Source organism: Paenibacillus sp. OSY-SE (assembly GCF_000283315.1).
GTDB lineage: Bacteria > Bacillota > Bacilli > Paenibacillales > Paenibacillaceae > Paenibacillus_B > Paenibacillus_B profundus.
This window is the reverse complement of the sequence record NZ_ALKF01000185.1, coordinates 50,983-71,791: the sequence shown is the minus strand read 5'-3', so window position 1 is coordinate 71,791 and position 20,809 is coordinate 50,983. Positions and strand designations below refer to the sequence as shown.

Here is a 20,809-nt window from a genome sequence, read left to right as displayed (position 1 = left end):
AATTTAGACACTTTTTGACTTCAATAAAAGAACAAAAAAAGGAAGAGAAAAGTAATCAAAGATTACTGCCCTCCCCTAAATGGATGACTCAACAACCTGTTGCCGTGCCCATACGGGCAATATAAATACGATTAAATTAAAACAATCATTCGCTCTGATACGGGCATTTACATCTACATAATGCAGTGCGCTTAACATATAGCAATCAATTGCATCTTCAAATCGCTTTTTTATTATTAAGTAACCGGCTTTTAATTTAAAATATAAAGCCAACTCTGATTTTTTAAACGGTGTATGATAATCAGCGTTCAGTATTCGAGTTTCATCTCCTATCAAGTGTTCTATTGCTTCGATATCTTTATTCTGGAGGTATAGTTCGAGAAGCTCGTTAATAACATGAATTGCAGTATTTGGTGAGGATTGATCTAAACATATTTTAAGTTGCAATATTGCGTGATCTCTATTTCCCTTTTTACCTTGTATTGCAGCCTCGTTAAGCTTAATATTTTCTTGAATCTCGGGAAAAGGGTACTTTTTACATTCATACAGATACTGCTCCGCCAAAAAGTAATCGCCTAAATAGTAATATGAATTGCAAATAAGAAGCAGGGCACGCGCTTTCGTGAGACGATCGCTCGTATATTCCTTAATGACAGCAATACATAGCTGAATACATTTCTCATAAAGCTGAAGCGCGTAAGCATGAAACCCTAGTTTGAAGTGTAACAGCGCCTTGTCCTCTTCTGAGAAAAAATTGATGTAGTGCAACAGATAGGTTCCGGTGTGAAAAGTCAGATCCAGCTTGCTGAAATCATTTCGCTCCATCAAATACGTTTGGAATAAGGCCTTTGCAACATAAGGCTGTATGCCATGCTCTCTGGCGTACTTGGTGATAATTTCAAATAAGCCAAGTCTGACCGTAACATCTGTCACCGACTCAGTCATGCTGTATAGTTCTTCGATCAGGTCATAGCTGTCCTCACCGTCACATTGCAGGAATCGGACAGCAATCTTCTCTATTACCTTCACGTCACCTGTTTGAATAGCTTCCAGCAGCATTTGCTGCAGAACAGTCTTACGCCTCTCCGTCACAATGTAATGACTGACAACATCCGCATATGGAATGGACAATGGGGAAGACAGCGCCAGAACGGTGCCCAATTCAGGATGCTTCGTCTCCCCTCTCTCGATTTTCGAAATTGTTCCTTTCGGAACGCCCGAGAGGGCTGACAACTGATGTAAGGTGTATCTTGCCCTCTTCCGATGATCGTGAATCAATTCACCTACGCGCCTCAGCTCAGAACCCATATCATCACCTTCTTTCGAGCCCCAATTTTACATACAAATATTCCCTATTCATTTATTAACACCTTACTATAAATCCCAATCTCTGTAAACGTCCACTGGTCAATAAGCACATCAAAAACCACATGCTTTCAACCCATCAACAGAATTTTTCACTTTCTATTCGCCGATAAAAACATTCAATAAATTAAAGCCAAATAAATGATATACAGACACAAGCAGTACCCATTATGATATGGGTAAATTTAACTATAAAGGAGGTATTTGTTGTGATGAGAAGGCTTGTAACTGTGTTCGCACTGATTGCATTAAGCTTTGCTTCCCTTTCTGCAACGACATCCGCAGCGAGCACATACCATTGGCCGGTGCCTGATTCAACCCGAATCACACAAGGCTTTAAGGGAAATGCTCACAAAGGCATCGATATCGGAGGCAGAAGGGCCGGCGTTGCCGGCGACACTATCGTAGCCTTCTATGGCGGAAAAGTTGCGCGAGCCGGTTGGTCCACCAGTTATGGATGGGTTGTCTACATTCATCATTCCATTAATCATACAAATTATCAGTCCAGATACGCACATATGAACAAATCCCCCGTGGTATCAACAAATAAAAATGTGGTTAAGGGGACCAAGCTGGGAGAAATGGGAAACTCGGGCCAAGCGCAGGGGGTTCATTTGCATTTCGAAACGAGAAGATGCAGCGGAGCTTGCTTGACAGATAATTCTTCGACTGCAGTTGATCCAATCTCTAACTTCTTTCCTGGATATAAAAATAACGTTCCTACCTCCACTGCCCCCGTTGAAAAATCCGATCACGACAATGAGCTTGAAGTGTTCTACAGCATGGAGGAGATCCGTGACATGAGCATGGAAGAACGAGTGGCCAAAGGCATTCCGTTCGAATCAATCACATAAAATAAACAGTGCCATTCCCGTCCTCTGATGGGTACGGCAGATGTTGTAAACCGAGGTGCATGAAGAATGAAAAAAATAATTGCGGTATGTATGGCAATCTTGCTTATTACAGGGTGCAGTGCCTCCATGCAGACGGGCGCGAAGGAACAGAAGAACACATCCGTAACAGTCGCCACTATTTTGGATGTGATCCGTGTGACGGCTCCTGACAAGCTGTCAGGCGAACTGCTTCAAACATCGAACAAAATCTCCTTGTTCTTATGGTTGCGGGACGTGGAGAATTGGACAAATCAACTGCTCCGTTATTCGCAGCGTCTCACATTGACGGAGAAAGATAAACAATTGCTCACCGAATCGCTGCAGGATTATTATAGCGGGGAACAAGCTCTGCGAATATTTGACTCCTACTTCCAGAAAGGAGCTGACGGAACATACACGTTCAAGGAACAGGAATCGTTCGGCGTGCTCTCTTCCGTTCAATTCGCCTTGCAGGTAAATATCAAAGAAGCGGATGGACGGTATAACATCGACATAGCAGGTAAGTACAGCGACAGCCTCGAGGAGCTAATGGAGTCGGAAGTTGAAGAGCGCATAGCGGTGCTGCAAGACACACTGCTTATCGATAGCGTGGAGCCTGTAACCGGCACGTTCGCTAAATAACAAGCTCCAGGATGCGCCGGTGGCTTAGCCCCTCCTTCAGTTGGACTTTCACCAACTAAATAATGCGTGCCTCTGGGCGCGCTGCAACGAAAAGGGCTTCATTACCGAAGCCCTTGGTATCCGCATTCTTACTTCTTCTCTCCCTTGTATCGTTTGAGAACAACGATTTTCAATACATCTCTTACGATTACCCTGCGAGGTGCTATTGCATCATAAGCACTAGATCCCAATCTGGACTCTGGTCACTGAGTAAAGAAGCAAGAACCAAAGCCACACCCGACGCCCCTGTCAGAAATCCTGCCTCGTCCACTTTCGTATAAACACCCATCTGATAACTCTCATCATAATAACCGAATAACGAATCTGGCTCGTACAAGTCGAGCACATCCTTGGCAAATCGGTCTCGCATGGAACGCAATGTTTCATGCCCCGTATCCGAATACATGCGTTGAATTAAATGAAGTAATCCACCCACACCATGACACAACGTCCCTGATGTCAAGCCTCCCTTCCTATGCGCTCGATTGGAAATTTCCATGTACGCCCGCAAGCTTATTTCTAACCATTTCTCATTCTGCAAGGCTTTCCCTGCCAGCCATAGCGACCTCGCAATTCCTGGCACACCATAGCACCAGGAATCTCGATATTCCAGCTCGGCACTAGGCAAGAGCCGCTCCTGCTCCCACTCTTCGAACGAGATTCGACCTGCAAAGAAGGTACCCGTTTCACTCCTTATGGACCATTTACATACGAATTCCGCTAACGTATGAAGATCAGACGCAACTGACTCAGCTTGTATCCCATGTAAATAGGAAACACTCAAGAAAGCTAGAGGTCCGGATATCCCGTGAGACAGGCCCAGATTGAAGTTTCCATTCGGATATTTCGCTTTCTCCTCTGCCCGAAACTGATTCATGGAAGATATATGCCATGACGGAACGATTTGCCCTGCAACCTCCTTCTCTCCACAATAGAGATGAAATAGTGTCACTGTATCCTCCCATATCTTCCTCATCCCGGAACGTTCACTGAACAACAGGGCAACACGGCCCATCCCAGATAACCCTTGGATTACATCGTAATCCCCCATCATCATATTGCCCTCATTCCAGTTACATCGGATACGGTCAATGATGAACCCCATCTTTTGTTCATACAAATCTGCGAGAGTATCCATCATTTTAAGATAACGTGTCCGTTTACGTGATAAAGAGTGGATCCCGACCAAGATACCAGCCAAACCGTTATAGAGGGATAAATGTTGTATCCCTTCTTCTTCAATCGTTTTCTGGAGTAATTCTAAATACCTATGTCCAATCAGATCCCAGCCCTCATGTGGAAACAAGTGATCCATTTGTCCCATCAATAAACATATTCCTGGAAATCCACTGGCCAAGCTAATATCTCTCCACCTAGCATAGCTCATTCCATCCAATTGTTCCGGCGGCACTTCGCGCATTCGTTCGCGTACTTGCTCTGGGTCCTTGTACCGCTCTGCGATGTCACGAAGAACCTCTTCCACCCTCTCTCTTAACTCGCCTCCGACCGGTAGCCATGGCGCAGAATCATTACGTACTAGTTCTACCATCATGAACCAACCCTTTCCAACATTTCTGGATCTTCTTCATTCTTAAAGGGACTGGCCTGCACATTAAACATCTCTGCATATACTCCCCCTAGCGTCATGAGCTCCTGGTGCGTTCCTGATTCAATAATACGCCCTTGATCCATAACTAAGATTTGATCCGCCAGACGAGCTGAACCAAATCTATGGGTAATAAAAATACCAATCCGCTCCTTCATCAGATCACGGAATAACATGAACAAATCTCGTTCCGATATCGGGTCCAGGAAAGAACTGGGTTCATCCAAAATGTATACGTCAGCATTTCGCATAAATGCACGCGCAATGGCGATCCGCTGCCATTGTCCTCCCGAGAGCTGGTGCCCGTCGTCAAACCATCTTCCAAGCTGCGTGCCCAATCCCTCGGGTAATTGTTCAATGATATCATCAATCGCTGCATACTTAGCCGCATTCATTATTTCAGAATCATTCGTCAACTTCTCAAGCGAACCAAATCCAATGTTGTGTCGGACCGACATCTCATACTGTACAAAGTCTTGAAACACAACACCAATTCGCTCCTGGAATTCCCGAAGGTCTACCTCAAGCAAATTACGGCCATTTACTTTCATGACACCGTTATATCCTCCATATAACTGCATCAGCAATTTAACCAATGTAGACTTTCCCGATCCATTTTTTCCAACCAACGCCACTGTCTTCCCCCTCTCCAGCGTCAGTGAAACATTCTGAACCGCATCGTATGGCTTACCCGGATATCGGAATGACACATTCTCCAGTGAAATTTGCTCAATTCGCATACTGGATTCGTTACAATCTTCCGATTGGCGAGACAGTTGCAACTGAAGTTGTGCGGGGTCTGAGCTGGGGAGCGTCAGGAAAAGAAATAATTGATCCAAGTAACGATTGTTTTGGGTAAATTGCACGCCCCCTTGCACAATCGAATGCATCTGACTTTGTGTCAATGTGATTGCTTGAATATATCCGAATAAACTGCCAATTAGAATCTCTCCCATGTACGCCTCCCCCAAGGCAAGACCGATCAACCACATCAAAACAACTAACTCCAACAAGTCATAAATGAGCGTAATCCGCATGCGCTTTGCCAGCATACGCCGATCTATTATAAAGAAACTTTGCATAAGATCACGATATCGTTGCAATAAAAAGGAGCCTAATTTAAACATTTTTATTTCCTTAAAGCTACGGTCATTCGTCAATAAATACGTCGTATACCACGTTTGGCGGCTCAATGGCGTACGCTCCATGTCAATCTGGAATTGCTCCCGATTTATCTTCAATACAGAATAAGTGGACACGGTAGATATCAGAATCAATACAAGCACGACCCACCATTTCCATAAAATCAGCAGCACGGCCGATGAAATTACTGTAATCACGCCTGAAGCAATTCCCATCATTAGAGTCAGCATTTGATAAGGGCGGTAACCCGCCTCTTGTTGCGCACGCTTTAGTTGATCAGATACTGTAGGATTTTCATAGTCCTGTAACCCAAGCGTAGTTGATTTCTTGCAAATCATAACGTTTAAGGATTGAGTGATATAGTTCTGGAAATTGCCTTCTACATATCGATGAACAGCTTCGATCATGTTCTTGAAGACATAGACAAGCATGAAAATGATGAATTGCTTCATCAACCACGCTTCTCCCAACTCCCAAGCCATAGAAACACTATTCAATAGATTCTGAGTTGCCAGCAGTGTAACGACGGGCGTAACCCCTTGGAGGATGTAAAAAATCAAACTTAATATCGTGTATCGCTTACTCATCTGAAACATCATTTTGATTAATTTCCAGCCTTGTTTGAAAGACCTCCACATCGTTGGGTTTCCCGCCTCTGAGTTTTCTTGTTGCTGAGTCATCCCCTTTTCCTCCGATATTGAATCAAGCTATTTACCGCGTGTCGAACCAGAATCATAATCTTCCGTTCCTTATCCCGATCAACCCCAAGCAGACGATTCATATGCATGTGGATGACACTAAGCAAGATATTTTCCATCGTGTTCGTCAACGTGTCCTGCTGCTTGGATAGTTCACCTGCATAACGTTTAACCGCTTCTGCTCTTACGTTCAATATATTATAAACAGCGAAAGCATCAGTATGAGCGGACTGTAAATCTTCGTGCTCCCCCCCTAACAATTGCATCAACATCCTCCGCTCCTGACGGAACTCATCCAGATATTCCTTCACATCATATCGCTTATTGAGTACAGCATTCATTTCTTCATCAGAGTAGCCGAATTGGCGGAATAGTTCTACCACGCTTAGCACCGCAACCGTCTCTTGGCTCACCTGAATCTGATTAAATCTTAGTAAATACACCAATTGTGCGGAGACATCGCTATCATATGAAAATACTACTTCTGCCAAAGGCATTAACTGCGGCCCGCCGTAACGTTCAATTTCTGGCTCGTACGTATCAATGACAACTTTTGAAATCATCCCTTCGTGGAGTAAAGTAGTCGTCCATTGGTAGAATAAAGGCAGTAAATCCACACTTCCCTGTTCAGAACGCACGTGAAACCTCGCCCGAATATGTCGATCGGGATCTGTATATCTGATATAATATGCATAATCTACGATGCCAACTTCTCTGCACTGTCGACAGAATGCTTCCCAATATCGTCCTAAAAATTCATCTTGGCGGCTGTCCAATCCATATAATTTGGCATAAAACCAAGAGCCGCCCGGAAGAACGATTCGTTGTCCGGCTTCAATGTGTCGGTTGGAGCATCCCTCTGCCTTCAAATCCGATTGTCTTGCAACCGAGACTTCTTCCATCATTTCTTCCTCGCCCGGAACTCGTCGAACGAGCGGAAATACAAATTCGGCAATCAAGCGGCCATCGCTACGCTGAATCGGATGTTTATCAAATCCGCCAAGATGTTCAATCAACGCGATTTCACCTTCGGCCTTCAGGTCTTTACACACCTCATCCACATGCAGAGGATTCTCTAGGTCAAGCAAGATTCGATTGTCGAACTGAATCATATGCACATATCGCGGTACGTTCCATTCTTTACAGAAAGCCCGCAGCTTCATTTCTAATGTCGCTTCTCCCTCTTGTTCCTTGTCTATCCTGATTTTCCATGTCGAAGGACTCAAAATTACATTATTATAACGGATACGCGGTATGTATGGCGACTCGGCAAGCGCTCCAAAATCCACCATCTTCCATCTTCGATACATTTGCTGCTTGGCTTCGCGCAAGAAACGATACACGTTGGGGGTATCTATAATATTAAGCATATGCCCAGCCGTGGGAATAACTTCTCGATTGTGACGAAGCGACTTGATGTAGAACCGATCGTTGTCCACCCCAACGACCAAGTCATTTATATAGATTTCCCGGTCGTCCGACAACCTTGGATTTGTGCCGATCCCCATTTCGTACTCCCGGAAATTCTCTGTCAAGACTACATTTGTTGCTCTCCCTGCACTTGGCAAATATGAAATTTCCGTAATCAATTTGTCCGCAGTTAACCGTTGTTCCTCTTGCTGAATGAGGCCAAACATATCCTTGAATGAATCTCCGAACATATCAATAAATCTGCCAAAGGTCATCCCTGCTCCGGTCGATCCCGGATTTGGCCCTAAGATTAATGTATACTCCCCACTATCCAGATCTCGTGCATGGCGTGCTTGAAGTAAAAAATACAGTTCCATCGATGGTAACGAAGGACGCACGTTACCGCTTTTCTCCTCCATCATTTCTTGGATCATATCTTCAGTCAGAACCAGTTCACACTCTCCCCTTTTTAAACAAGTTACTAACCATCTCATCATGCATTGTTGCTGTTTCGTATCATAAGCAGGCGGGGGATTTTTTATATTTTTTCTGCTCTTGGGATAACGATACGTCGCTGGGGGCCCTAGTCCGATTTCATCATCGAGCATCTCCAATAGCGGAATTTCACGATACGGACCATACCTTTCTAAAAATTCAAAGCGGTACTCTTCTAAATGCTGATTATCGTGCTCGCCCGAAGAGAGGCAAGACAATAACTCCGCAACGCGCTCCACATCTTTGCGAATTCGTTCAGGTAACACTATAGAACGATCTTCTAGAGACATGTCAATCTGCAGCGTGGAAGAGACATCAACGATCTGTTTCATCTTCTGCTGCAAGGTCTGCAGCATCTCTTCCCCTTCGCCAATCAATAGTTTTTCATAACTCCGAATCTCATCACATATTTGGAATAACGCTCTCTTCAGTTCATCCATCCCCTTCACAGGCTCCAAAATAGATAAGATATAAGTAAAGGGATCGGTTGTCGTAGTTGGAGGACGCAGTGAAGAAACCAAAAATTCCTGCTGGAACAGCTCCCAAACGTAGCGATGAATTGTCTCTTCACTCGCTTCTCCAAACTGAGATTGGAGATGGTTAACGAGTTCAAGATAAGAAATGGGTGTCGCACATACCTCCATGACCACATCGAATACCATCGAAGCACGTACTGAAACGCTATCATTCTCGCCCAGACTAAGAGTTCCATATCGCGTCGTATACGGAATCTTCGCTCTCTCCCCTTGTCTGTATATGAGAGAATTACGTTGCACTCTAAGCTGCTTGACAACCGATTGTTGACGCTCTATCTTCTCCACAACCTTCAACAACCATTCCATATCCGGTCGGACCCGCTTACGATAGGCAGAGATATCTTCAAGCTCAATTTGAGACTGTTCACCGAACTGTCCATAGGTAACGCCAGAAAATAAGCCAAACGGTGTAGGCCGAGTCATCATTCGAATTAAATACCGCATAAAACCTTTAATTACTTGTCCCTGCTTACGGGGATTTCCTTCGTTACTCAGATGGCCTAACGACTCTAGCAAGCTTGGACTAGAGACCGCTATCGCTTCTCGTATTACAGGAGTCTGGGATAACTCGATAAGATGAGCAATGGAAGCCCGTCGCAATTCCTCTTGATCTTCGTAATCAAGTGAAAAATATTCCTTGAATCGTTCCATGGTTAACAGGGGGGTACGTAACATAAAAAAATCTAAAGTTCGATAAGAAAATAATTCCCGTGACATGTATAATTCCTCCAAAATCGATTTATCGGAGCTTGCGCTTATCAGAACGGATTTGAATACATTACCGAAATGTCTAAAAAAAAGAAGCCTTCCGATTCTAGCAATCGTTGAAGCTCCATCCATTGGCTATCCTAAAAGCCGGCTGACTTTCACTACAAAATATAGGAACAAGGGTTTCAGGAGTTCCCCTTGCTGCAAACGAAATCCCAATTAAATGCTGTTGTTAAAACAAACTTTAAATACTCTTCGTTTTCCACCGCACAAAGCTTATAAAAGAAGTCACCATCAAACTGCCAAGTATATACACCCAAAAAATGGAATGACCCGTCGGACTCAACACATCAAGGACTATAGAAAAGGGGTTGTTCATAATAATGAACTCTGAATTGATAACACTCATTAGGAAAGGAAAGCAAAATATGATCATAAAAGCTACAACGGACACGGGGACAAAAAAGCAAATAACACTACTCATCATGATCATTAATAAGCATGTAAGGACATGCATCAAATACAGCTTTATCGTATACAAATTAGCTTCCCAAAAACCAATTGGTTCGGTGGTATGATAGAGAATAGCCGATTGAGAATGCGGCAAAAATATCCATCCTGAAATCATTGAAATAACGTATGTACCTATGATAAAAACCAAAACAACCTCTAACAACGCAATCAATTTGATACTCCAGTGTTGATATCGCCGAAACGGACGCAGCATATACAGTCGGTAGCAACCTGAATGAATCTCATCGCACAAGGTGCTAACAGCAAATATAGGCAGTATGATGGCTTGAATGATAAATGACATATCCTGCAGAACAAACCAAGACAAGTTGAGGTTGTGCAATGCAGCCTTACCCTCGCCATAATCGTATAACCCTACACCACTATATATAAGTTTTGCTATATATATTGCGAGAATAAGCAAATACGCACTGCATAAGATGAGCACTCTCTTCTTCTTCCAGATTCGTTCCCGCTCACTCATCCATAATCCAATCATGACACCACTCCTAATGCATGTAGTCTTCGTAAACGAACCGACGATATGCGAGCCATACACACGCTACAATATGGACAAGCAATATGATAAGTAGAAGTACAAGCACAAAGTTATTTCCAACCAACGCATGATGAATCCCGTATCTCTGCATAAGCGGGATAAAAACAAGTGCAATAATACCATTCAATAAGGGTGGCATCCCAGCGCCAAAATCGTAAATAAGTCGTTCAAAGATCAATGGAATAATAATGTAGCCGAATCCAATACCTATGGCATAAGTAACATCCTTACAGTACATGGCAATAAATGACGTTAGACTGCAAAGCCCAAGCAGCGTTGCATAAGCAAGTAAATATTGTTTCAATGTATCTTGGAAAATGGTGTCGGTTGCAATGGATGGATTATACACACCCTGCGTAATGCCAACTGCTGCCGGAAGTCTTACTAGACCAGTTATTCCCATACACATTCCAAATACGATTAACAGCAACAATACGGTGGTACAGAGCACAATCATCTTACTAATAAAAATTCTTCCCCTTGAATACTGACGCAAAAAAAGGAGACGAAGTTGACCTCTCCGGAATTCTTCAGTAAAAATAGTTGTAACAAAAGGTAAAACCGCAAAATTACAAATAATAGGAAGATACAAACTTAGTCCCGAGAACATAAGCTTGCTTGATGGCGTATAATTCATACTTTCAGGCGAAGTCATGCTATTAAGCCATAAGAAATAACTTGCTGTAAAATAGGAAACAACCGGGATTGCAAGGAAAATAATCCACACCCATTTCCTTTGCCATAATCGCTCAAATTCACTGTATATCAATGAAGTCATGATTTCATCAACTCAATGAATGCATCTTCTAATCGCATTCCATCTGACACCATATCTCCAATATTCCCCATCCAAATGATCGTCCCTTCCCGAATAATAATAAGCTGATCACACATTTGCTGCAGCTCATCAAGCAAGTGGCTGGACACAAAAAAAGTCAAGTTTTTCGTATCGCGCAAGTTGAAGATAATGTTGCGCAATTCGTGCATCCCCATAGGATCAAGACCATTCGAAGGCTCATCTAATAGTAATATTTCAGGGGTACCTAACATCGCTTGGGCAATGCCCAGACGTTGCTTCATCCCGAGAGAATAAGTTTTAACACGGTCATCCCCTCTGGACTCAAGCCCCACAGATTCTAACAAATGCTTAATATGAGCTTCCCTGTCAGAAGAAGAAATATCAGGATGGAGGCGAGATAAATTACGCAGCACTTGTCTCCCGGTCATATATTCAAAAAAAACAGGGGATTCAATAATACCGCCAATTCGGGATAAAGCTTGCGCGCGCTCTTTGTGCAGATCGAATGAGCCAATGCGAATATGCCCGCTGGTCGGCTGTATTAGCCCTGTCATCATACGCATTAACGTCGTCTTTCCGGCACCATTCGGACCTATAAACCCATAAATTTTTCCTTTTTCCAGCGTAAAGGAACTTTCAGTCACGATGGTTCTCTTCCCTATTTTTTTTGTTACATTCTCCACTTCAAGAATGAAATCAGACATGCACAACCTCCTCGTCCAGACGTTAGATGTCCTCACTCAAGCACTTAACAGAGTGAGGACATCTAACATGGAACCGCTATCGTCAACTCGCTCATTAAGTATTTACCGAGAAACCGTATTTAGCATAAATTAAAACAAGTGTTGGTGAAACAACCTTTATCCTTCGTTATACACGATTCCGTGCAGCCCGTAGTAAATCTTTTATCACAACCTGACAGGCTCGTAAACATTGGTTCGAACTTATCACTTGATTTATTTACCTGAACATCTAAATCGAACGGATTGTTAGCCATCTTTATCCCTCCCTTCTTATGAAATGGTACATACGCGTGTGCATGTAAAAATGCCAGGTACATCTAACCCAGCATTCCACAGAAACCTTGAACAGGTCTCCCCTTCCTATATTAACCAACTTATAGTATTTTCATAGGGTTATATTTTCCTCCCACTATCTCTGTCAATTAGATTCATTTCAAAAAAACCCCGATGTTTTGCAACTCTAACCGCTTCTTTACTGTTACCCACTTGTAACTTTGAAAGAATATGTTTCACATGCGTTTTAGTAGTTTCGAATCCTACATGCATCATTTCACTTATTTTTTTTTTCGAATAGCCTTCATGTAAATAAGTTATAACCTGCCTCTCAGTCGGTGTAAGCAAGCGTTGCAGCACTTCCAGTCTTAGCCTTCGGAACTCATCGCAAAGAACTGGAGCAGCGTCGGGATGAATCGCCACACGATGATGATATGCGTCGCGAATCGCTTCTATGACGTCTTTATAATGGTGTTTCATAATAAAATTAACTGCTCCAACATTGAAGGTGTCTGCAATCACTTCGAAATTACTGACTGAGGATAAGAAGATAACACTAATATTCTCTCTCTCCAAAATTTTTTGCACGGTATCAAGTCCGTCGTAATGTGGCGGGGTCAACATTACATCTATAACAATTACATTCACAGTTGACTGTTCTACGCAACGAATCGCTTCTTCTTCTGTCTCTACACTTGCGACATAGGTCATATCGTGCTGCTGCTTCACATATTCGCCGATTAATTGACGCCATTCCGGATCCGTTTCGACATGTAAAACATGGATACTTTCCATACACGCACCTTCCGCATAAATATTTCCAGATATCACGCTTAAATGTACATCATTGGGGCCAAAGAATCCTCCTTTTTTCCACTTTTTTTCAAAAACATTCCGCACCATTGGCCTATTTCTTGGTTTTTGAAAAATGTTATAGGATATGCGGGTCTAATCTCCTGCGTTAGTCTTCAATGAAGCTGAAAGATAGGTCTGTGACTTGAAAGTGTAAGTTAGCTTAGTGGATTCTAGTAGTATAAAGATGAGGGTGTATGCAACCGTCGGTTAATTGCGTTATTTTGATTATACAAATATTCCCTTGCAGTTTACTATAATATTACCTCTAACCCCCTATTTTGTAAATTATTATTGTACTCGCTGCAATTTTCACCTATAAAAGCACAGCCCCATTCCCGTTACGAAAACGGAAAAAACAAAAAAAGGGCCGCATCGCTTCCGAGACGATGCGGCCTATATATGTTCTAGGGGTAAACTGTAAACCATGAGAAAGATGAAACGGATTTCCTTGTGCAACGGATGACTCCGGCTAACCAAGGTCCAAGATCAATGATCGATTGCTTGGCAACCCTCCTTTACAAGAACTCATCTGTCATTCGGTCCATAATCAGAATACTAGAGCTACATTAAAGAAATCTGAAGTGAACCTTAAAATTAGATAAAAGAGGATTATAAGCCTTGCCATTCCCTTTACAGGTGCAATCGTTTACAATTAAAGTGTTGCGTTTTTATAACAACCTCGCCTCTTTGCGCACTTTATCGGATACCGACGAGTTGTCGGTCACATCCGTTTTTTTGTATACAGCTATGATACACAGGGGGATGCGGAAATGAATTGGAATCACTTCAAATCGAAGCTGTTGTTAAAGTACATTTTCTCGTATGTCTTAATCTTTCTCATCCCGTTGGTGGTGCTGACCTTCTTCATTTATCAGAACGCCGTCAATAACTTGCGCTCTGAAATCGAACAATCGAATGTCAATCAATTGAACCAAGTCAAGCTAAATATCGACGCCCGCATGACCGAACTGCGCGATATCGCCACCCGGATTTCCTACGATGATCAGTTGACTCCATATATGGTGCGCCATCCTTACTATACGCGCGAAGCGATTCAAGCGCTGGACAAGTACAAGGCGAACAGTTCAATACTGGACGAGGTCTTCTTGTATTTCCGCGGCGACGATGTCATTTATTCCTCCCGAGGGTTAACGAGCCTAGATGTGATGTTCGATCAATCGTACCTCTTCGAGGATTGGAGCCGAGAAGACATTGTCAAGGATTTGAATCAGGTTACTTATCCAACGGTTCGCCCGGCGGATTCGGTGAGTACGAACATGCACCTCAAGAAGTCGTTGCTCGCTTATCTCGTGCCTGTTACACCGAACAGCTCATATCCGCATGGAACCGTACTGTATTTAATGGAAGAATCCAAGCTTACGGGACTAATGGACTCCATCCTGAATGACTTTAATGGCAATAGCTACATTTTCGATCAAGACGGTCGGGTTCTGGCTCGCAACAATAATGGGACCGCAATTCCTGCAGATGAGGTGCACGTCCTGACAGAACTGGGCCCTGGCATCCACAGCTTGGCGTTGGACAACAATCCGCACTCCGTCGTCGCGGTCAAGTCCGAATTGAACGGATGGACGTATGTGACCGCCATGCCGAGCGATCAATTTTTCGGGCGCGTCTTCCATATCCAAACGTTTTTCCTGCTTGCCTTCGTCGTGGTTGTCTTGGCCGGTATTTTGGCGGCTGTCCTCCTGGCCAAGAGACAATATCATCCGATCCATGATCTGATGGAATTCGCCAAGCTGAACACAGACTCCAACACACCGGCTCCGGCGAAATCACGCAACGAGCTGGAATGGATACGCCAGATGCTGCACGAGTACAGCACCCGTGTCGATATCCAGGAACCGTATGCGCGGAACCAGTTCCTGCTTATGCTCTTGAAGCACGGGACACCTGAGGATCAGGAATCGGAGCGGCTAATGGAGATGTTCGGCATCGAACTGCCTGGCAGCCATCACTTCGTCATTGCTATGGCGTGGGACGAATATCCAGGCATACCGCAAACGGCTCAGGATCGCCAAGAAATCAGTCAATTGCTGACCGAGGTGGAAATTCCAGAATACAAGGCGCACGCTTACGGCGTCGAGCTGCCGCAGTCTGATCAGATCGCGCTTATCGTCAATATGTACGGGGAAGAGGAAGACAAGCTGTCGCCGAACTACCGGATGGAGCAGATCGTCGAAGCGTTGCGCGTCATCGTGATGGAGAGTTCTCACCTTATCCCGTCATTCGGGATCGGCACTAGCTATCCCAGTCCAGCGTTGCTGGATCAATCCTACATTGAGGCAGCTTCCGCGCTGGAGTGCCGCATGGCGAACGGCAAGGGCAGTACGACCTACTTCGAGAAGCTATCCCAGACGCCTAATGACACCTTCTGGATACCGAAGGATGCGCTGCTCAAGCTCGTCCAAAGCTTGAAGCACGGCAATGAGATCGTCGCTGTGCAAATGATCGGAACCATTTTTGCCAATGTGAAAATGCAGTCGTTGTCCGTGTCGCTCTTGCGTTGCATCTGCTTCGACATTTTAAACACGCTGCTCAAATCAGCATCAGAGCTTGGCATGGACGAGTTCGTTTATGATATACCGAACTTGACTTCCTTCGAGTCTCTGGAGGAGCTGGAGCAGAAGCTGTGCGCGCTTGCATCCAAGATCTGTAAACAAGTAGAACAGAATACAGAATCCGAGCAGCACTCGCTCATGGATAAAATTATTGCCCATGTCGATGAGCAATATGCCAATTACAACCTTAGCCTGGAGCAGCTTGCGCAGAAATACTCTATCTCTTCATCCTACTTAAGCCGCGCATTCAAAGAGAAGACAGGCAGCAATTTCTCGCAATATATCTGGCAGCGCCGGATGGATGAAGTCATCCGGCAGTTGCTGACGACCAGCGATCCGTTGAAGGAAATCATTGTGCGAGTCGGTTATTTGGATACGCCGAACTTCATCCGCAAGTTCAAGAAGGAAACCGGGTATACCCCAGGTCAATACCGAAAGCTGCATGCCACCGATGCGACAGCGGCAGCAGCGGACGCCGACGAAGATTGATATAAGTTCGTAGAGTGCAGGGCTGAGGAAATTTCAGCCCCTCCTCCTCAAACCTCGCGAGGTTTTCCCTCATCCGGATTTCAGCTTGTTGCATTATGGTTTATTCTTTAATCGATCCGATCAAAAGGCCTCTAATGAAGTATCGCTGCAGGAACGGGTAGAACAGAATGATCGGGCCTATCGTCATAATCGCAGTCGCCATTTTTACGGACTCATTCGGAAGCTGAGTAGCCGACATACCTGAAACCGTTGATTGCATCTGCTGAATCATACTGATCTCCGAATTTAGTTTAAAGAGCAAATATTGCAGCGGATAGAGGCTAGGGTTGTCAACGAGCATGATTGCATTAAACCAGTTATTCCAGTATCCAATCCCGTAGAATAATGTAATCGTAGCGAGTACGGGCATACTCAGTGGCAAGAAAATTCGAAACGCGATAAAGATATCCCCCGCTCCATCAATCTTCGCCGCTTCTACAAGACCATCCGGAATTTGCCTCATATAATTTCGGACCAAAAATAAGTTGAATGGCGAGAATAGCAGAGATGGAATGATTAAAGCCCAGATCGTATTCTTCAGCCCTAATGCCGTATTCATCATATACCAGGGAACAAGTCCGGTATTGAATACCATCGTCACAAAGAAAAACATAGCGAGTTGATTGCGGTATTTCACATGCTTGGCTGCTAAAGTATAACCTGCCATTGCAGTGATCAGTACGGCTAGCGCTGTCCCGACGACTGTAACGGTAATTGAGATCATATAGCTCTGAAGCAGCGGTGAATTGCCAGAGAAGAGCAGCTTATATGCGTCAAGCGACAGCTTCCCAGGGAAGAAGCTGTATCCATTGACTTTAATCATCGTTTCATCTGTGAATGATACGATGAGTACCAACAAAAGAGGCAATGTGCATATAATCGACACGAACGTAATGAATATCACATTCACGTAGTCAAACCATTTATTTTGTTTTTTCATATGTATCATACCTCCTTAGAATAGGGAATTATCTGGACTTGTCTTCTTCACTATCCAGTTCACGCCGAATACAAGAATGAACCCGACTACAGATTGATACAGCCCGACGGCCATTGCTTGAGATGGGTTCCCGATTGTGCGTAAAGCTCGGAAAACATAAGTATCAATGACATCAACGGTTGGATATAACAACCCATTGTCTTTTACGATAGCGTAGATCATATCAAAGCTGCCGTACATAATCTTGCCTAAGGCAAGCAGAGATAAGATAATTACAGTTGGCATCAACAGAGGCAGGGTGATGCGGCGAATCTGCTGCCAACGGTTGGCTCCATCGATCTGTGCCGCTTCGTACAGCGTTCCATCAATACCGGTAATAGCAGCCAAGTAGATAACTAACGAGATACCGACATCCTTCCATATGTTGGCACCAACTAGAATGGCTACCCAATATTGTGGTGAGGAGTACCAGTTAATCGGATCCATGCTCATGATTGAGAGCGTTTTATTGACTAGGCCATAATTCGTTGCAAATAAACTGTAAATAACATAGCTGATAATGACCCATGACAGGAAGTTAGGAAATAAGATCGTAGATTGCGCGATCTTAGAGAACCACTTGTTCTTCAACTCACTAAATAATATGGCTAGCATTAATGCACACAATGTACTGAAGATAATGAAGAGCACATTAAGTCTTACGGTGTTAAAGGTAACTTGCCAAGCACGGTCGGATGCAAAGAAAAATTTGAAATTATCCAGACCTACCCATTCTGACCCCCATATCCCCATCTTGAAATTGAACTTTTGAAAGGCAATGACCATATAAGGCAATGTTAAGTAACCGAATATAAATGTATACAGGGCTGCAGGGAGAGCTAAAAAATAGGCGGAACGATTTCTTTTCAGCTCACGAAAGACAGGAAATGTACGTTTCTTTGAGTTCAATAGATATCAACTCCTCAAGTAGAATTATATGACTCCACACTAAGATATGAGCAAGAGAGAGTAAACTTTGAATATATATAATGGTCCTATTTTTCAAATAGAGGCTTATTCATTTTTTTAAAATAGATATAATTTTCCGTACAATGAAGTGAAATGCGAAGTGTTTCCTATATAATAAGGTGATTAGCAGCATGAAGGATCGACATCATTCAATAGGTGGTGCGGCAAACGATGAGGGTTAAACCAAAGATATTGCACTATGCAGCTTACCGTAATATGCTTTTAAGTTTCATCTTGTTAACGGGTGTAATTGTTGCCTTGATCTGCGTAACGATGTTTATTCTTTTCTCGCGAAGCTCCTCAAAGGATGTAGGTGAGATATCGGAATCCATGCTCGCGCAGACAAGCTATGCAGCCAATATATTAGATGAACAAGTTCATGAAATCGGGAATCATCTCATTAATAACCAAACCATCATTTCGTCGATGTTTAAGAATGAAGTTAACTATATTGAAGAGTATCATACGGTCAATTTATTAAAGGACATCGAAACGACATACCCTTTTCTAGGGTTTATTGGGATATATAACGGCTATACCAACCGTTATATCAATACGAAGGGAATCTCAGCTAGTAACGAAAGCGCTTTACTTAAAGAGCTGAATGATTCAGCGGAAAAGATGTATAGCACCTTATTCCCTCGCAAGATTGTGAATCCAGCTGACGGACAAGAGAAGAATATGCTGACCTTTGTGTTGCGGCCAGGCTACACCTCTTACCTGCCGAAGAAGAGTGCTATAGTCATCAATGTTGATGCAGACTATTTGAAGCAATTAATAGGAGGCTTAAAGAACAAGAACTCGAATTATTTAATCACAATGGATAAAAACGGGGTCGTGCTCTCACATTCAAAAGAGAATCACTTTCTAGAACCATATTCGGGTCAGACTTATATCAATAAAATATTGCATACGAATGACAGCAGAGGAAGTTTTATCGATCACATTGATGGGCAGAAAACCCAAGTCAGCTTTGTGAAGTCAGAGCAGTTAAATTGGTATTTTGTCAGCGTAAGTCCGTTTCAAGACCTCTTTTTTAATATGAATCATCTTAAGGCTTTCACACTTACCATTGCCTTTATCATATTTGGAATTGGAATATTTCTGTCAATTTGGTTGACCAATCAAATGTATAATCCAATTCAGCGCTTATTTAATAAGATTATGGGATCATCTAAGGATCTGGAAACGGTTACGGAACGAATAAATGAATTCCACATCATGGACCAATCGTTTTCGAACATATCGCAGAAGATCGTAGAGATGGAGTCAGCCGTGGAGGTTGCACGGAGGAGCAGCCTGTTCCGATACTTGAATGGCAGCCAAAGCGATCTCACCAATCGCTACCATGAGCCCCTGCAGGGCCCTTACTTCAGAATTATCGTAATGAGCATTGATTCGATGAAACCGTTTAAGCAGAAGAACTCCGATCATATGCAGTCCCTTATTCGCTTCGCTATATGTAACATCGCGCAAGAATGGATGGTCTCGGATAACCACTCCACAGAGACTGAAGTGATTATTATTAATGACCAAGAGATTGGAATACTGATACAAATGAAGACTTTCGAGGACTCGCCTGATCTGGTGGCTTGTCTGGCCGAGATTCAGCGGTATGTAAAGGAGTATTTTAAGTTATCAATCACCATTAGTATAGGCGCTATTGTGGATGATGCTGAATTGATACGTGATTCTTATTACAATGCGCGTGAAGCTGTGCACCAACGTTTTTTCCAAGGACAAGGAAATATATTTGATTATGAAAATGGAGTCTTTGCTCCAACGGATTCGGAAATAGACTACCCTTACAATATAGAGAAGAAATTAATAGAGTCGATTCAGATGAATCATGTTGTGATGATAACACGCCTAATCGGACAGTTCATAGACCATTTGCAGCGCTACAATTACCATCAAGCACTGTTTTTTCTTAATCAGCTATTGATGTCTCTGAATAACCACTTCAACTTAACAGCAGCTTATGCCTTCGAACAGCGAGAATCATATATGGAGATGGCATTTCATCTGTCCTCTTATGAAACGTTGGAAGAGATTGCTGATGACTTAACAATAATATGCCATTCGATTTGTGAGCAGGTTGAGGCCAAGTCTAAAAAACGCAATGTTGAAGGGATAAACAAAGTGAAAGAATATATTGATAAAAATTTTTGGAAGCCTGATATATCTGTCGATAGTTTAGCTGACTATGTGAACCTGACACCCGGTTATTTGGGCAAGCTGTTTAAGACCCACTTTAATCAATCTGTTAATGATTATTTGAAAAATGTACGTTTGGAAAAATCCAAGCAACTCCTGCTTGAGACTTCAGATTCTGCAAATGTCATAAGTGAGAAGGTAGGTATCTACAACACAACCTATTTCTACACTTTATTTAAGAAGAAATACGGCTTGTCACCGGCACAATATCGCAATGAGATGCTCCTTCAGAGGCAGGAATTAGAGTCTTAGAGTAAGCGATTTATAAAAAAATGAAT

General features: G+C 43.2%; 13 protein-coding genes and 1 pseudogene. 4 read left to right on the top strand and 10 right to left on the bottom strand.

The window, feature by feature from the left end; genetic code table 11:
- Positions 1-75: 75 nt before the first annotated feature.
- Positions 76-1,308 (bottom strand): helix-turn-helix domain-containing protein, encoded by a 1,233-nt coding sequence (locus A372_RS0116515; protein ID WP_019421987.1) that lies wholly within the window; start codon positions 1,306-1,308, stop codon positions 76-78.
- A 269-nt stretch (positions 1,309-1,577) separates the two neighbouring features.
- Between A372_RS0116515 and A372_RS34095 the strand changes: the two genes are divergently transcribed.
- Positions 1,578-2,219: a M23 family metallopeptidase gene (locus A372_RS34095; protein WP_019421986.1), complete on the top strand. Its 642-nt coding sequence runs from the start codon at positions 1,578-1,580 to the stop codon at positions 2,217-2,219.
- A gap of 66 nt (positions 2,220-2,285) precedes the next feature.
- Positions 2,286-2,879, top strand: a complete 594-nt coding sequence (locus tag A372_RS0116505) for a hypothetical protein (RefSeq protein ID WP_019421985.1) — start codon at positions 2,286-2,288, stop codon at positions 2,877-2,879.
- A 202-nt stretch (positions 2,880-3,081) separates the two neighbouring features.
- Here A372_RS0116505 and A372_RS0116500 read toward each other — a convergent pair whose 3' ends face one another.
- From A372_RS0116500 to A372_RS0116470, 7 genes and pseudogenes are all read right to left on the bottom strand, one after another.
- A complete protein-coding gene (locus A372_RS0116500; RefSeq protein WP_019421984.1) occupies positions 3,082-4,470 on the bottom strand; it encodes a lanthionine synthetase C family protein in 1,389 nt (462 codons plus the stop codon).
- A 278-nt stretch (positions 4,471-4,748) separates the two neighbouring features.
- Positions 4,749-5,264 (bottom strand): annotated as a pseudogene (locus tag A372_RS39585) (ATP-binding cassette domain-containing protein); the annotation flags it as partial.
- 1,079 nt (positions 5,265-6,343) lie between these two features.
- A complete protein-coding gene (locus A372_RS0116490) occupies positions 6,344-9,523 on the bottom strand; it encodes a lantibiotic dehydratase (RefSeq protein WP_019421982.1) in 3,180 nt (1,059 codons plus the stop codon).
- Between the two features lie 235 nt (positions 9,524-9,758).
- Complete coding sequence (locus tag A372_RS0116485; RefSeq protein ID WP_019421981.1) at positions 9,759-10,526, bottom strand: ABC transporter permease; 768 nt, start codon at positions 10,524-10,526, stop codon at positions 9,759-9,761.
- A 10-nt stretch (positions 10,527-10,536) separates the two neighbouring features.
- The gene (locus A372_RS0116480) at positions 10,537-11,364 is read right to left on the bottom strand and encodes an ABC transporter permease (RefSeq protein WP_019421980.1); all 828 of its coding nucleotides are present in this window, start codon (positions 11,362-11,364) and stop codon (positions 10,537-10,539) included.
- Positions 11,361-12,089, bottom strand: coding sequence for an ABC transporter ATP-binding protein (locus A372_RS0116475; protein ID WP_019421979.1), 729 nt, complete (start codon positions 12,087-12,089; stop codon positions 11,361-11,363). Before A372_RS0116475 ends, A372_RS0116480 begins: the two co-directional genes overlap by 4 nt.
- A 432-nt stretch (positions 12,090-12,521) precedes the next feature.
- Entirely contained in the window at positions 12,522-13,304 is a 783-nt protein-coding gene (locus A372_RS0116470; RefSeq protein WP_019421978.1) for a response regulator transcription factor, read from the bottom strand.
- A gap of 722 nt (positions 13,305-14,026) precedes the next feature.
- Between A372_RS0116470 and A372_RS0116465 the strand changes: the two genes are divergently transcribed.
- Positions 14,027-16,327 (top strand): helix-turn-helix domain-containing protein, encoded by a 2,301-nt coding sequence (locus tag A372_RS0116465; RefSeq protein WP_019421977.1) that lies wholly within the window; start codon positions 14,027-14,029, stop codon positions 16,325-16,327.
- A gap of 100 nt (positions 16,328-16,427) precedes the next feature.
- On the opposite strand, the gene A372_RS0116460 is transcribed toward A372_RS0116465, so the two are convergent.
- Both A372_RS0116460 and A372_RS0116455 read right to left on the bottom strand, forming a co-directional pair.
- On the bottom strand, positions 16,428-17,306 hold the full coding sequence (locus tag A372_RS0116460; protein ID WP_019421976.1) for a carbohydrate ABC transporter permease: 879 nt from the start codon (positions 17,304-17,306) through the stop codon (positions 16,428-16,430).
- 15 nt (positions 17,307-17,321) lie between these two features.
- Positions 17,322-18,254, bottom strand: a complete 933-nt coding sequence (locus A372_RS0116455; protein WP_019421975.1) for an ABC transporter permease — start codon at positions 18,252-18,254, stop codon at positions 17,322-17,324.
- A gap of 231 nt (positions 18,255-18,485) precedes the next feature.
- Between A372_RS0116455 and A372_RS0116450 the strand changes: the two genes are divergently transcribed.
- Positions 18,486-20,783 (top strand): helix-turn-helix domain-containing protein, encoded by a 2,298-nt coding sequence (locus A372_RS0116450; protein ID WP_019421974.1) that lies wholly within the window; start codon positions 18,486-18,488, stop codon positions 20,781-20,783.
- The last annotated feature ends 26 nt before the right edge of the window (positions 20,784-20,809 follow it).

Coding starts and splice junctions, on each gene's coding strand:
- A372_RS0116505 (WP_019421985.1), top strand. CDS start 2,286: ATGAAAAAAATAATTGCGGTATGTATGGCAATCTTGCTTATTACAGGG.
- A372_RS0116465 (WP_019421977.1), top strand. CDS start 14,027: ATGAATTGGAATCACTTCAAATCGAAGCTGTTGTTAAAGTACATTTTC.
- A372_RS0116460 (WP_019421976.1), bottom strand. CDS start 17,306: ATGAAAAAACAAAATAAATGGTTTGACTACGTGAATGTGATATTCATT.
- A372_RS0116475 (WP_019421979.1), bottom strand. CDS start 12,089: ATGTCTGATTTCATTCTTGAAGTGGAGAATGTAACAAAAAAAATAGGG.
- A372_RS0116515 (WP_019421987.1), bottom strand. CDS start 1,308: ATGGGTTCTGAGCTGAGGCGCGTAGGTGAATTGATTCACGATCATCGG.
- A372_RS0116480 (WP_019421980.1), bottom strand. CDS start 11,364: ATGACTTCATTGATATACAGTGAATTTGAGCGATTATGGCAAAGGAAA.
- A372_RS0116450 (WP_019421974.1), top strand. CDS start 18,486: ATGAGGGTTAAACCAAAGATATTGCACTATGCAGCTTACCGTAATATG.
- A372_RS0116485 (WP_019421981.1), bottom strand. CDS start 10,526: ATGATTGGATTATGGATGAGTGAGCGGGAACGAATCTGGAAGAAGAAG.
- A372_RS0116490 (WP_019421982.1), bottom strand. CDS start 9,523: ATGTCACGGGAATTATTTTCTTATCGAACTTTAGATTTTTTTATGTTA.
- A372_RS0116470 (WP_019421978.1), bottom strand. CDS start 13,304: ATGGTGCGGAATGTTTTTGAAAAAAAGTGGAAAAAAGGAGGATTCTTT.
- A372_RS34095 (WP_019421986.1), top strand. CDS start 1,578: ATGAGAAGGCTTGTAACTGTGTTCGCACTGATTGCATTAAGCTTTGCT.
- A372_RS0116500 (WP_019421984.1), bottom strand. CDS start 4,470: ATGATGGTAGAACTAGTACGTAATGATTCTGCGCCATGGCTACCGGTC.